The sequence below is a fragment of the Pseudomonas sp. PLMAX genome, from assembly GCF_046042685.1.
In the GTDB taxonomy this organism is placed as follows: Bacteria; Pseudomonadota; Gammaproteobacteria; order Pseudomonadales; family Pseudomonadaceae; genus Aquipseudomonas; species Aquipseudomonas putida_AE.
The window spans coordinates 5,517,420-5,530,546 of the sequence record NZ_CP064949.1 but is presented as its reverse complement, the minus strand read 5'-3'; the positions used below and the strand labels follow the sequence as shown (position 1 = coordinate 5,530,546).

The window sequence follows — 13,127 nt, the reverse complement described above, 5'->3', positions numbered from 1 at the left end:
ATTTGAATCCGGTAGGGCTGCCCCGGTACCGCGTTGAGTTGCACGGGCCAGTCCTGATCCCCCAAGCCGATGTGGTAGTGCAGCGGCACACTGGCGTTGTTACGCCAACCGGCCAGCGCGGCGGGATGAATCCGTGCCGACCCGTGGTGGAACAGCGTCGCGGCAATCGCCAGTTCTTCAGCGCGGGGTACAGGGGCCTGAAGGCAAGGGTGTTCGGCGAAATGCGTCGTAATGAACCCGGTGCTGAATTCGCCCCTGATGAACTGCGGATGTTCCAGCAGGCCGGCCAGCAAACGCTGGTTGCTCGGCAGGCCCAGCAGGACGCTGTCCTGCACCGCCCGCAGCAACTTGCGCCGGGCTTCTTCACGGGTCGCGCCGTGGGCAATGATCTTGCCCAGCATCGAATCGTAGAACGGGCTGACCTGCTGTCCTTCCATCAGCCCATGGTCGATGCGCACGCCGCTCTGCAGCGCCGGTTCCCAGCGGGCGATGCGCCCGGTTTGCGGGACAAAGTCCTGGGCCGGGTCTTCGGCGTACAAGCGCACTTCCATGGCGTGACCGCTGAGTTGCACCTGCTCCTGGCGCAACGGTAGCGGCAGCCCTTCGGCGACCTGCAGTTGCCAGGCCACCAGATCCAGCCCGGTGATCAGTTCGGTGACCGGATGCTCTACCTGCAGTCGGGTGTTCATTTCCAGGAAATAGAACTGCCCGCGGGCATCCAAGAGGAATTCCACGGTGCCGGCGCCGACATAGTTGACCGCGCGACCGGCCTTGAGCGCCGCTTCGCCCATGGCCTGGCGCAGTTCGGCGGTCATGACCGGGCAGGGCGCTTCCTCGATGACTTTCTGGTGACGGCGCTGGATGGAACAGTCGCGCTCGCCGAGGTAGATCAGGTTGCCCTGTTGGTCGCCGAACAGCTGAACCTCGACGTGACGCGGGTCGATCAACGCCTGTTCGAGGATCAGTTCATCGCTGCCGAATCCATGCAGCGCTTCGGAGCGTGCGGTGCGGATCTGCGCCAACAAATCGCCGGCATCGTGCACCAGGCGCATGCCGCGACCGCCACCGCCGGCGCTGGCCTTGATCATCAGCGGGTAGCCGATGCGATCGGCTTCGCGGCTGAGCGTCGCATCGTCCTGCTCGGCGCCCTGATAGCCGGCGATGCAGGGGACCCCGGCGTCGAGCATGGCGAGTTTCGACAGCCGTTTGCTGCCCATCAGCTCGATAGCTTCGGGGCTGGGGCCGATGAAGGTGATGCCGGCGTTTTGGCAGGCACGGGCGAAACCGGCATTTTCCGAGAGGAAACCGTAGCCCGGGTGGATGGCGTCGGCCCCGGTACGTCGGGCCGCGTCGATGATCGCCGGGATGTTCAGGTAGGACTGTTGCACGGGAGCCGGGCCGATGTTCACCGCTTCGTCGGCCATGTGCACGTGCAGGGCGTCGGCGTCGGCATCGCTGAAGACGGCGACGGTGCGGTAGCCCAGGGCCTGGGCGGTGCGCTGGATGCGGCAGGCGATTTCACCGCGGTTGGCGATCAGGATTTTGTTGAATCCGGGCATGTTTTATTCCCTGGGTTTTTGCGGTGAATGTGACGGCCCCATCGCTGGCAAGCCAGCTCCTACAGGGGGCGGTGGCGTTCACAGACCCTTGTAGGAGCTGGCTTGCCAGCGAAGCTTTTAAGAGGCCCACCCCGGCTTACGTTTTTGCACAAAGGCCAGGGTCCCCTCGACGCCTTCAGCCCCGGTCACCGCCTCGCTGAACCACTCGGCCGCCTGATCCAGCAGTTCATCCGATGGCTGCCCCGCACTCGCCAGCAACAATTTCTTGGTCGCCGCATTCGCCTCCGGCGCACAACACAACACATGCGCCAACACCTCATCGAGCCGTTCGGCCAACGCCTGGGCATCGTGCTCGACAAAATGCACCAGCCCCATCCGCCGCGCCTGGGTGCCATCGAAACGTGCCGCCGTCAGTGTCAGGCGGCGTGCCTGGGTCAGGCCGATGCGCTGGACCACGAACGGCGCAATCTGCGCCGGCAACAGGCCGAGGCTGGTTTCCGGCAGGCCGAACTGCGCCTGGTGATCGGCCAGGGCAATGTCGCTGACACAGGCCAGGCCGAAACCGCCACCAAGCACCGCGCCTTGCAACACCGTGATCACCACCTGCGGCGCGTGCTGCACTTCTTGCAGCAACGCACCGAACAGCCGATTCAGATCGCGGTGCGCGCTCGTGCCTTGGGCGCGCGCTTTGGCCATGTCCTTGAGGTCGCCGCCGGCGCAGAAATGCCCGCCGGCACCGCCGATCACCAGGGCCCGAATCCCCCGGTCCTCGTGCACCGCCGCCAGCACCGCACGCAGTTCGCTGACCATCTGCAGGCTCATGGCATTGCGGCTGTCCGGTCGATTGAGGGTGATGTGCAGCACGCCGTTGTGCAATTCGAGCAGCAGGGTCTGGCAAGCCGGCAGGGTGCTCATGGCTTTTTCCCCGGCAGGATGCCCATCAGCTTGCAGATGATCCCCAGCATGATTTCGTCCGCGCCGCCGCCGATCGACACCAGGCGTACATCGCGATACGCGCGGGCCACCGGGTTGTCCCACATGAAGCCCATGCCGCCCCAGTATTGCAGGCAACTGTCGCTGACCTCGCGGCCCAGGCGACCGGCCTTGAGCTTGGCCATCGACGCCAGGCGCGTGACGTCCTGGCCCTTGATGTATTGCTCGGTGGCTTGATACACCAGCGCCCGCAGGCACTCGATCTCGGTTTGCAGTTCGGCCAGGCGAAAGTGAATGACCTGGTTGTCGATCAGCGCACTGCCGAAGGTTTTGCGCTCCTTGCAGTACTCGATGGTGCTGTCGACGCAATACTCCAGGCCCTTGATCATGTTGGCCGCACCGAACAGGCGCTCCTCCTGGAACTGCAGCATTTGCATCATGAACCCGGCGCCTTCATGGCCGATGCGGTTGCGCTGTGGCACCCGCACGTTGTCGAAAAACACCTGGGCGGTTTCCGAACTGCGCATGCCCAGTTTGTCCAGGTGCGAGCTGAGGCTGATGCCGGGGCTGTTCATCGGCACCATGATCAGCGATTTGTTGACGTGGGGTTTGTCGTCCGAGGTGTTGGCCAGCAGGCAGATGAAGTCGGCGCTCGGCGAGTTGGTGATCCACATCTTGCTGCCGTTGATCACGTAATCGTTACCGTCCTTGCGCGCGCCGGTTTTCAAGCCGGCCACGTCGGAGCCGGCGCCGACTTCGGAGACGCCGATACAGCCAACCTGCTCTCCACTGATGGCCGGGCGCAGGAACTCATTGCGCAACTCATCGGAACCGAAGCGCGCCAGGGCCGGGGTGCACATGTCGGTCTGCACGCCGATCGACATGGGAATGCCGCCGCAATGAATGGTGCCGAACTCTTCGGCGGCGACGATCGAGTAGCTGTAGTCCAGGCCCATGCCACCGAATTTTTCCGGTTTGGAAATGCCCAGCAGCCCCAGGTCGCCGGCCTTGCGAAAAATCTCGTGGATCGGAAAGCGCCCGGCCTTTTCCCATTCCTCGACGTGGGGATTGATCTCGTGATCGACGAATTGGCGAACGGTGCGACGCAATGCGTCGTGTTCCTGGGTGAAGATCATTCTTGTTGTTCTCCTGATTAGAACCGGGCTACACCAAAACTGTTGGCTTGCAGCGGCCGCACCTCGGCCTCAAAACAGATATCCAGCAAGTAACCGAGCAGGGTCCGGGTATCCCGAGGGTCGATCAGGCCGTCGTCCCACAGATTGGCGCTGCCATACAGCGCCGTGGACTGGCTGTCGAGTTTCTGCGCAGTGACCTGTTCGAGCATGTCGAGCATCTTCGGGTCGGGCACCAGGCCGTCCTTGGCCTGCTTGGCCTCGGTGACGATGCGCAGCACTTTGCCGGCCTGGGCGCCGCCCATCACGGCGGTGCGGCTGTTGGGCCAGGCGAAGATGAAACGCGGGTCCAGGCCACGCCCGCACATCGCGTAGTTGCCGGCGCCATAGGAACCGCCCACCACGACGGTCAGTTTTGGCACCCGGGCATTGGCCACCGCCTGGATCATCTTGGCGCCGTGCTTGATCACCCCTTGCTGCTCCGATTCGGTGCCGACCATGAATCCGGTGGTGTTGTGGAAAAACAGCAGCGGCGTCTGGCTCTGGTCGCACAGCTGAATAAATTGCGCCGCCTTGCTCGCGCCCTTGGGCGTGATCGGCCCGTTGTTGCCGATGAACCCGCAGGCGTGGCCCTGGATTTTCAGTTGGCCGCAGACGGTCTGCTGATCGAACTCGGCCTTGAATTCGAGGAAGTTCGAGCCGTCGGCGATGCGGGCGACGATCTCGCGCACGTCGTAGGGCTTTTTCGGATCATCGGGGATCAGGCCGAGCAATTCGTCGATGGGGTAGAGCGGCTCCTGCCATTGCCTGGCGGGCAACATCGGCAGGCGCGCATTCCACGGCAACAGGCTGACGATCTCGCGCACCAGGCGCACACCGTCGGCATCGTTCTCGGCCAGGTATTCGGCGGTGCCGGCCGTTTGCGCGTGCATCTCGGCGCCACCCAGTTCTTCGTCAGTGGCGACTTCGCCGGTAGCCGCTTTCAACAGCGGCGGGCCGGCCAGAAACAGCTTGGCCTTGCCGCGTACCACCACCACGTAGTCCGACAGCCCCGGCTGATAGGCGCCGCCGGCCGTCGCCGAGCCGTGGACCACGGTAATCTGCGGCAGGCCCATGGCCGACATGCGCGCCTGGTTGGCAAAGCTGCGCGCGCCTTCGACGAAAATCTCCGCCGCGTAATTGAGGTTGGCGCCACCGCTCTCGGCGAGGGTAATCACCGGCAGTTTGTTTTCCATGGCGATCTGTTGCAGGCGCAGGGACTTTTTCAGGCCCGAGGGGGAAATGGTGCCGCCCTTGATCGCACTGTTGTTCGCCACCACCAGTACCCGTACACCCGACACGTAACCGATCCCGGCGATCAGGCCACCGCCTGCGGCACTGCCGTCCTTGTCGTCGTGCAGCTTGTAGCCGGCCAGGCCGGCCAGTTCGAGAAACGGCGCACCAGGGTCGAGCAACAGGTTGAGGCGTTCGCGAGGCAGCAACTGCGCGCGTTTTTCGAACTTGGGTCTGGCCTCGGCCGCCTTGTCCAGCAGGGTCTGTTCAAGGCTGCGCAGCTGCTCGACGGCAACCAGCATTGCCGCGCGGTGGCGGGCGAACGGTTCGCCGTGGGGGTCGAGTTGCGACTGAATCACCGGCATGGCTTATTCCTTGTCCTTGAGCACATCAGGCAGGTACGCGCGGTGGAAGCCGTTGTACGACTCGCTGTGGGTCGCCTTGTGGATCGGCCACGCCCGCCCGCCGAGGCTGGCCGCGCCGTCGATGCGCAGGGTGCTGCCGCTGATGAACGCCGCGCCCGGGCTGAGCAGGAACACGATCGCCGCGCTGACTTCCGATTCGGTGCCGATGCGCTTAAGCGGCACGTGTTCACGCAAGGTCGGAATCACCGCCTTGAACGCACCTTCGTAGGTGTCCATGCCGCTGGACGCGATCCAGCCCGGCGCCACGGCGTTGACCCGGACCCCGGCGTGGCCCCATTCGAAGGCTGCGGTCTTGGTCAGGTTGTCCATGCCCGAGCGCGCCGCGCCCGAGTGGCCCATGCCGGGCATGCCGCCCCACATGTCGGCGAGCATGTTGACGATGGCGCCGCCGTGCTTGCTCATGGACTGGTTGAACACTTCCCGGGCCATCAGGAAGCCGCCCAGCAGATTGGTGCGCATCACCGTTTCGAAACCCTTCAGGTTGATCGAGGCCAGTGGTGACGGGTACTGGCCGCCGGCGTTGTTGACCAGGCCGTGAATCGGGCCGTGCTTGCGGATCAGTTCGCTGACCAGATGCGTGACCGCTTCTTCCTCGCGGATATCGCAAGTGCTCCAGTCAGCCCTGCCACCATCTTCGGCAATTTCGGCGGCGACGGTTTTCAACTTGTCGGCCTTGCGCCCGACCAGCAGCACATGGGCGCCGAGGGCCGCCAGTTCGTGAGCGGTGCAGCGGCCGATGCCACTGCCGCCACCGGTGACGATGATGGTCTGGCCGGCAAACACATCGGCTTTGAAAATCGAATCGTAGGTCATGGCGGCAATCCTCTAGTTGACCTGGTCGGCGATGCGCTGGGGCACCGGAATCTGGATTTCCAGCAACTGCTGGGCGAACGCCTTGCCCTGCGGATCGATCCGCAGGCTGGTCACGCCACCGCCACCCAAGGCGTTTTCCAGGAGGAAATTGAGGCTGTGGGTGGCGGGCAAGTACCAACGCTCGACGCGCCCGTGGATCGGGTCGAGGACGTGGCTCATCCAGTCGACGATCACCTCCGGGGTCAGGGCTTCGGCGATCCACGGCAGGTACTGCGGATCGCGGGCCATGACGCCGATGTTGCTGTGGTTGCCCTTGTCACCGGAGCGGGCGACCGCGAGCTTGACCAGGGCGACGCTGGCGTCGGCCGGGCCCGAAGGCCTGGGTGGTTCGAACGGTACCGGCAATTCGGCGCTGTCGAGCACATCGAGGGCGGGCAGGGCGCAGGGGTGGCGCTGACCCATGAGATCAATGTCCAGCGTGCAGGCGGTTTTGTCGATCAGGAACGAAAACAGGCGGATCAGCGGATACACCGTCGGCCGGCCACCGACGATCCCGGTCAGCCCCGGCGCCATGCCGGTGGCGGCCTGGGCGATTTCCCGGGAGAACAGGATCAACGCCTGTTTGTGCGGATGGCGCACCGCGAGCTTGATCACCACTTCGCGGCTGTCCTGGCGCTGGCCGTGGGGGCCGTACGTGGCTTCGCTGCCAAGCAGTTCGATGTTCACCTCGCTGTAGGGCGCCCAGCCGCGCTGGCTGAACATCTGCGAGGTCTTGTTGATGATCGCTTCACTGACACGCCGGGCCTTGTCCACCGCATCGATGCCGGCGATCAGGCAACTGGCGGTGCAGCGAAAACCGTCCGGGTAGGTGGCGCTGACCTTGTACTGGGCGGTGGGCGGCAAGCCTTTTGCGCCGTGGACCCGGACTGCGTTTCGGCCTTGTTGCACGAGCCGGACCTGGGTGAAATCGCAGACCACGTCGGGCAGCAGGTAGGCCCGTGGGTCGCCGATTTCATAGAGCATCTGTTCGCCCACGGTCAGGGGCGTGACCAATCCGCCGCTGCCTTCGGGCTTGCTGACGATGAACTGGCTGTCGGCGCTGACTTCGACGATGGGAAAGCCGATGTGCTCGTAGTCGGGCACATCGCGCCAATCGGTGAAATTGCCGCCGGTGCATTGCGCGCCGCATTCGATGATGTGCCCGGCCAGCGCCGCCTGGGCCAGTTTGTCGTAGTCGTGCCACGACCAGCCGAACTCATGCACCAGCGCGGCACTGACCACGGCGCTGTCGACCACGCGCCCGGTGATCACGATGTCTGCGCCCAGGCGCAGGGCTTCGACGATGCCGGGCGCGCCAAGGTAGGCGTTGGTCGAGACACACATTGGCGGCAGGGGGGCGCCGCTGAACATTTCATGAATGCCCTGGCTGCCTAGCTGCTTGAATTGCGGTTGCAGGTCATCGCCCAGCAGGACGGCGATCTTCAGGGTGACGCCGGCCTTGTCGCAGGCCGCTTGCAGGGCCGCGGCACAGGCTTGGGGATTGACGCCGCCGGCATTGCTGATCACGCGGACCTTTTGTTCGGCGAGTTGGGAGAGCAGCGGCCCGAGGACTTCGACGAAGTCAGTGGCGTATCCGGCCTGGGGATCTTTCATCCGCGCGCCCGCCATGATCGACAGGGTGATTTCGGCCAGGTAGTCGAAGACCAGGTAGTCCAGGTGCCCGCCTTCCACCAGTTGCTCGGCGGCGGTCGAGGTGTCGCCCCAGAAGGCGCTGGCGCAGCCGATGCGAATCGTTCTTGGCGCAATCAACTCCATAACCACCTCCGGCAACATTGCTTCGAGACTACCAAGCAAGCGCTTGGTTTGTAAACGGCTGAACTATCTTCTTCCCGAGCGCTTGCTTGGTCGTCGCCAGTTGCTTAAATTGCCAGCGCAACCCCAATGTTTTCGCGGGGAGCGTGGCATTGGACTGATCGACTGTAGGAGAGAACGGGTGGATGAGCAAAAAGCCTTGAGCGTCATGCGCGAGTTGGTCGACAGCGGGCAATTGACCGACCCCGACAGCGCCCGTGGCAAGTTGCTGCAAGTGGCGGCCCACCTGTTTCGCCACAAAGGCTATGAACGCACGACCGTGCGCGACCTGGCCGGTGCCGTGGGCATCCAGTCGGGGAGCATTTTTCATCACTTCAAGAGCAAGGACGAGATCCTGCGGGCGGTGATGGAGGAGACCATTCGCTACAACACCGCGTTGATGCGGGCGGCCATCGCCGAGACGGGCGACGTGCGCGAGCGGGTGCTGGCGCTGATCCGCTGCGAATTGCAGTCGATCATGGGCGGCAGTGGCGAAGCCATGGCCGTGCTGGTTTACGAATGGCGATCGCTGTCCGAGGAGGGCCAGGCCCAGGTCCTGGCGCTGCGCGATATCTATGAAGACATCTGGCTGCAGGTGCTGGGTCAAGCCAAGAGCGCCGGTTTTATCCGCGGCGATGTGTTTATCACCCGGCGCTTCCTGACCGGGGCGCTGTCCTGGACCACCACCTGGTTTCGTGCCGGTGGCAGCATGAGCCTGGATCAACTGGCGGAGGAGGCCTTGATCCTGGTGCTGGAGGGCAAGTAAGGCGGGTGTGCGGGTCGGCAGGAAACTGGCTAACTGGGCGAAACCGCCTAGCTTGAATGCATTGATGCAGTACTTCGGGAGTGGGTTGTTTTGATGTCTTCGCCAATTCGGACGGCTTCGCGGTTTTTACTGGCGGTGGTCGCGGCGTTATCGGTTCTACCGACCCAGGCTGCACAACTGGTGCGCATCGGTGCCGCACACTTTCCACCCTACACGGTGCGCCCTGAATCCGGGGCCGACACCGGCCTGTTGCCGCAACTGGTCGAGGCCCTCAACACCCTGCAAAGCGACTACCGGTTCGTGCTGGTACCCACCTCCATTCCCCGTCGTTTTGGCGATTTCAAGCAAGGCCGGGTGGACATGGCGATCTTCGAAAACCCCAATTGGGGCTGGAAGGACATTCCCCACACCAGCGTCGACATGGGCCTGGAAGATGCCGAAATCTTCGTCGCCCAACGCTTGCCGGAGCGCCAGCAAAGTTACTTCAGCGACCTCAGCGGCAAGCGCCTGGCGTTGTTCAGCGGCTACCACTACGAGTTCGCCAACTTCAATGCCGACCCCAAGTATCTCGCCACTCACTACAACGCCACGTCGACTTACTCCCATGACAGCAACCTGCTGATGGTGCTGCGTGGGCGCGCCGATGTCGCCCTGGTCACACGGTCCTACCTGAGCGACTACTTTCTGCGCAACCAGCATGTCGCCAGCGAGTTGCTGGTATCCGAGCGCGTCGACCAGATCTATCACCACTACGCCATTCTGCGGCCGGCCGCGCCGATCAGCGGGGAGGCCTTCGGCAAGTTGCTGCAAGGGTTGCGGGACAATGGCCAGATGCTGAAGATTTTCGACCCCTACAAAATTGCGGTCTTGCCGGCGCGGGCTAACTGAGCGGGGCACCGTAAGTCGTGTATCGCTTAAATTTTCCGGCTTGGCTCACGTCAAACGTTGACCTGTCGACGAATCGTGAGCCCGACCCATGTCCAATCCGAATGTCCTGCCTTTACCAAACGGCAGCCGTCTCGTAGCCGATGAAACCGAAACGGGGCTGAGCCTCAGCCTTGAAGGCCAGTCGCTGATCCAGCTACACCTGACCCGCGCGCCCGAGTTGCTGCTGCAATTGCACGAGGGCGTTCCACGCCCCGACAGCCGGGCCATCTGGGCCGCGTGTTACTGGTTGTTCGCCCGTGACCCTGCTTGCCAGCGACTGGTCTGGCAACTCGATGAAGCGCCACCTGAAGCGTTGCTCAGCGCATTGCTGGTGTCTACCGAAACGGTCGGCCAGTTCCGTTGCGAACGCACGCTGTTCTGGCAGTTGCCGCAGCCGTGGCTGGGTCAGTCGCTGACGGGCTGTTACCCACAGCAGATGGTATTCAGCGGCGGCAAGCGTCACCCGTTGCGCCCACCGAAGCCACGGGGCGAGGTGTATCGGCGTTTCGATGCCAGGCTGGGGGCCTGGATTTCCCTGCGTACAGTGGACATCGACGAGGATCTTGCGCGTTTCAATCGCTGGCAGAACAGCCCTCGAGTGGCGAATTTCTGGCAGGAGCAGGGCAGTCTCGAACAGCATCAAGAGTACCTGGGCAAACTCCAGGACGATCCCCATACCCTGACCTTGATCGGTTGTTTCGACGATCAGCCCTTTGCCTACTTCGAAGCGTATTGGGCCAAGGAAGACCGCATCGCGCCGTTCTACGAGGCAGGTGATCACGACCGTGGCATTCATATGCTGGTGGGGGAAGAAAATCATCGTGGGCCGCACAAGGTAGCGAGCTGGCTGTCGGCGTTGGTGCACTACCTGTTTCTCGACGATCCACGTACCCAACGGGTCGTCGCCGAGCCCCGTGCCGACAACGCGAAGATGATCGGGCACATGCAGGGACAGGGATTTTACTGCGAGAAGGAATTCGACTTTCCACACAAGCGCGCAGCGTTAATGGCGCTGGGGCGCGAGCGGTTCTTCGATCGCTGCTCGTTGACCTGAACCGGGAGTAACGGCAGAAAATCGTCCGAATGCCGCGAAGGACTTCGGACGATTTTGCAGCTAGCGGTCCTGCGCTTCCTTGGCGTCCATTTCCGCATTGCGTTCGGCGACGCGTTTGCGCTGTTCATCGGTCAGCTCAACCTTGTGGGCGGTGTCACGCAGCATCATCAGACCGCCAACGATAGAGCCAATGGCAACTATCAGAATCAACCAGGCATACCAGGGCATGGGACCTCCTTGAAAGCCGGTCGGCGGGCGAGGGTTTCGCTTGCCGAACGTGCATACCACTTTGAGCGATTGGATTTCGCAGTGGTTCCATTCTATGCCTGTTTCACACCTGCGATGTTGCCTGTCATGCCGCCATCGCGAGCAAGCTCGCTCCCACAGGGTTTTTGCAGTGTCTGGGTGAACGCATTCCCCCTGTGGGAGCGGGCTTGCTCGCGAAGGGGCCAGCCAGAACAACGCAGTAACCAAGCCATAAACCCAGTCTTTACGCTTTCTTTATACCCCGCGCGCCCCCTCGCTCTCGTTCCTTTACAGCCTCCCTGCCGACAATACCTCCACACGCGGCAATACGCCGTAACACGGAGAACTTCCATGAGCGTTCTGGACGGAGTGTCACTGCTGCTGGCAGTGGGACTGTTCATTTATCTGTTGGTTGCGCTGTTGCGCGCAGACCGGAACTAGGAGCGGCTATGCACAGTTATGACTATTGGCTGATCCTGGCGTTTTTCGCGCTGGTTTTGGTCCCGGCACCGTTCCTGGGGCGGTTCTACTACAGGGTCATGGAAGGCCAGCGCACCTGGCTGACGCCCATCCTTGGTCCGGTGGAACGCGGTTGTTATCGTCTGGCCGGCGTCGATCCCCGGGTCGAACAGAGCTGGCAGAAGTACACCCTGGCCTTGCTCGCCTTCAACCTCGCGGGTTTCCTGTTGCTGTTCGCAATCCTGCTGTTCCAGGACCACTTGCCGCTGAACCCGCAAAACCTGCCCGGCCAGGAGTGGACGCTGGCGTTCAACACCGCCGTCAGCTTCATGACCAACACCAACTGGCAGGGCTACAGCGGCGAAGCATCCCTGAGCTACCTGAGCCAGATGGTCGGCCTCACCGTGCAGAACTTCGTCAGCGCCGCCACCGGCCTGGCGGTACTGGTAGCGCTGTGCCGCGGCATCGGTCGCAAATCCACGGCGTCGCTGGGCAACTTCTGGGTCGACATGACTCGCGCCACCCTCTACGGCCTGCTGCCACTGTGCCTGCTGCTGGCGCTGTTCCTGGTCTGGCAGGGCGTGCCGCAAACCTTCGCGCAGTACGTCAATGCGCTGACGATGCAGGGTGTCGATCAGGTCATCCCACTGGGGCCGGCCGCCAGCCAGATTGCGATCAAGCAACTGGGCACCAACGGTGGTGGCTTCTTCGGCGTCAACTCGGCGCATCCGTTCGAGAACCCGACGGCCTGGAGCAACCTGTTCGAAGTGGCGTCGATCATCCTGATTCCGGTCGCGCTGGTGTTCACCTTCGGCCATTACGTCAAGGACCTGCGCCAGAGCCGCGCGATCATTGCCTGCATGCTCGCCCTGTTCCTGATCGGCGGCGCGACCTCGCTGTGGGCCGAGTACCAGCCCAACCCGAGCCTGGCCAACGTCGCCGTCGAACAGACCGCTCCGCTGGAAGGCAAGGAGGCGCGTTTCGGCACCACCGCCACGGTGCTGTGGTCGGTGACCACCACGGCGGCCTCGAACGGTTCGGTCAATGGCATGCATGACAGCCTCAACCCGCTCAGCGGCATGGTCGCGCTAGTCAACATGATGGTCGGCGAAGTGATCTTCGGCGGCGTCGGTGCCGGCCTCTACGGCATGTTGCTCAACGTGCTGATCGCAGTGTTCCTCGCCGGCCTGATGATCGGCCGGACCCCGGAATACCTCGGCAAGAAACTGCAGGCCCGCGAGGTGCAACTGTTGGTGGTGACCCTGCTGGTCATGCCGATCGGCGTGCTGGTCCTCGGTGCGATTGCCGCCAGCCTGCCAGGGCCCGTGGCCTCGGTGAGCAACCCCGGCGCCCATGGGTTTAGCCAATTGCTCTACGCCTACACCTCGGCCAGTGCCAACAACGGTTCGGCGTTCGCTGGCTTCGGCGCCAATACGGCGTACCACAACCTGATGCTGGGCCTGGGCATGTTGATCGGTCGCTTCGGCTACATCCTGCCGGTGCTGGCCCTGGCCGGCAGCCTGGCGATGAAGAAGACCGCACCGATCGGCCAGAACAGCTTCCCGACCCACGGTCCGCTGTTCGTGACCTTGCTGACCGTGACCATCTTGCTGGTGGGTGGTTTGACCTTCCTGCCGACGCTGGCGCTGGGTCCGATTGCTGAACATCTGAGCATGGGCTTCTAAGGAA

At 63.2% G+C, this 13,127-nt stretch carries 11 protein-coding genes and 1 pseudogene; 5 read left to right on the top strand and 7 right to left on the bottom strand.

The genetic code is table 11. The features are described 5' to 3' along the window. Positions 1 to 91 precede the first annotated feature (91 nt). The 6 genes and pseudogenes from DKB71_RS25045 to DKB71_RS25020 form a co-directional block, all read right to left on the bottom strand. Positions 92 to 1,559: pseudogene (locus DKB71_RS25045) on the bottom strand (acetyl/propionyl/methylcrotonyl-CoA carboxylase subunit alpha); the annotation flags it as partial. 117 nt (positions 1,560 to 1,676) lie between these two features. Continuing rightward, positions 1,677 to 2,474 carry an enoyl-CoA hydratase/isomerase family protein gene (locus DKB71_RS25040; protein WP_408598121.1) on the bottom strand — a complete coding sequence of 266 codons (798 nt, stop codon included), beginning with the start codon at positions 2,472 to 2,474 and terminating at the stop codon, positions 1,677 to 1,679. Further along, entirely contained in the window at positions 2,471 to 3,628 is a 1,158-nt protein-coding gene (gene atuD, locus DKB71_RS25035) for a citronellyl-CoA dehydrogenase (protein ID WP_408598119.1), read from the bottom strand. Before atuD ends, DKB71_RS25040 begins: the two co-directional genes overlap by 4 nt. A gap of 17 nt (positions 3,629 to 3,645) precedes the next feature. Further along, positions 3,646 to 5,262, bottom strand: coding sequence for a geranyl-CoA carboxylase subunit beta (atuC, locus tag DKB71_RS25030; RefSeq protein ID WP_408598117.1), 1,617 nt, complete (start codon positions 5,260 to 5,262; stop codon positions 3,646 to 3,648). Between the two features lie 3 nt (positions 5,263 to 5,265). Continuing rightward, on the bottom strand, positions 5,266 to 6,135 hold the full coding sequence (locus DKB71_RS25025) for an SDR family oxidoreductase (protein ID WP_408598115.1): 870 nt from the start codon (positions 6,133 to 6,135) through the stop codon (positions 5,266 to 5,268). 12 nt (positions 6,136 to 6,147) lie between these two features. Next, positions 6,148 to 7,950 carry an acyclic terpene utilization AtuA family protein gene (locus tag DKB71_RS25020; protein ID WP_408598113.1) on the bottom strand — a complete coding sequence of 601 codons (1,803 nt, stop codon included), beginning with the start codon at positions 7,948 to 7,950 and terminating at the stop codon, positions 6,148 to 6,150. Between the two features lie 178 nt (positions 7,951 to 8,128). On the opposite strand from DKB71_RS25020, the gene DKB71_RS25015 reads away from it, so the two are divergent. The 3 genes from DKB71_RS25015 (at position 8,129) to DKB71_RS25005 (ending at position 10,733) form a co-directional block, all read left to right on the top strand. Continuing rightward, positions 8,129 to 8,752 carry a TetR/AcrR family transcriptional regulator gene (locus DKB71_RS25015; RefSeq protein ID WP_274073117.1) on the top strand — a complete coding sequence of 208 codons (624 nt, stop codon included), beginning with the start codon at positions 8,129 to 8,131 and terminating at the stop codon, positions 8,750 to 8,752. Positions 8,753 to 8,845: 93 nt separating this feature from the next. Next, positions 8,846 to 9,640 carry a substrate-binding periplasmic protein gene (locus DKB71_RS25010; protein WP_408598110.1) on the top strand — a complete coding sequence of 265 codons (795 nt, stop codon included), beginning with the start codon at positions 8,846 to 8,848 and terminating at the stop codon, positions 9,638 to 9,640. Between the two features lie 88 nt (positions 9,641 to 9,728). Then, positions 9,729 to 10,733: a GNAT family N-acetyltransferase gene (locus DKB71_RS25005; protein ID WP_408598108.1), complete on the top strand. Its 1,005-nt coding sequence runs from the start codon at positions 9,729 to 9,731 to the stop codon at positions 10,731 to 10,733. A gap of 60 nt (positions 10,734 to 10,793) precedes the next feature. Here the strand turns inward: DKB71_RS25005 and DKB71_RS25000 are convergent, their stop codons facing one another. Next, complete coding sequence (locus DKB71_RS25000) at positions 10,794 to 10,961, bottom strand: DUF2897 family protein (protein WP_274073120.1); 168 nt, start codon at positions 10,959 to 10,961, stop codon at positions 10,794 to 10,796. A 369-nt stretch (positions 10,962 to 11,330) separates the two neighbouring features. Between DKB71_RS25000 and kdpF the strand changes: the two genes are divergently transcribed. Both kdpF and kdpA read left to right on the top strand, forming a co-directional pair. Next, positions 11,331 to 11,420, top strand: coding sequence for a K(+)-transporting ATPase subunit F (gene kdpF, locus DKB71_RS24995; RefSeq protein ID WP_007899818.1), 90 nt, complete (start codon positions 11,331 to 11,333; stop codon positions 11,418 to 11,420). 8 nt (positions 11,421 to 11,428) lie between these two features. Beyond that, entirely contained in the window at positions 11,429 to 13,123 is a 1,695-nt protein-coding gene (gene kdpA, locus DKB71_RS24990) for a potassium-transporting ATPase subunit KdpA (protein ID WP_408598106.1), read from the top strand. The last annotated feature ends 4 nt before the right edge of the window (positions 13,124 to 13,127 follow it).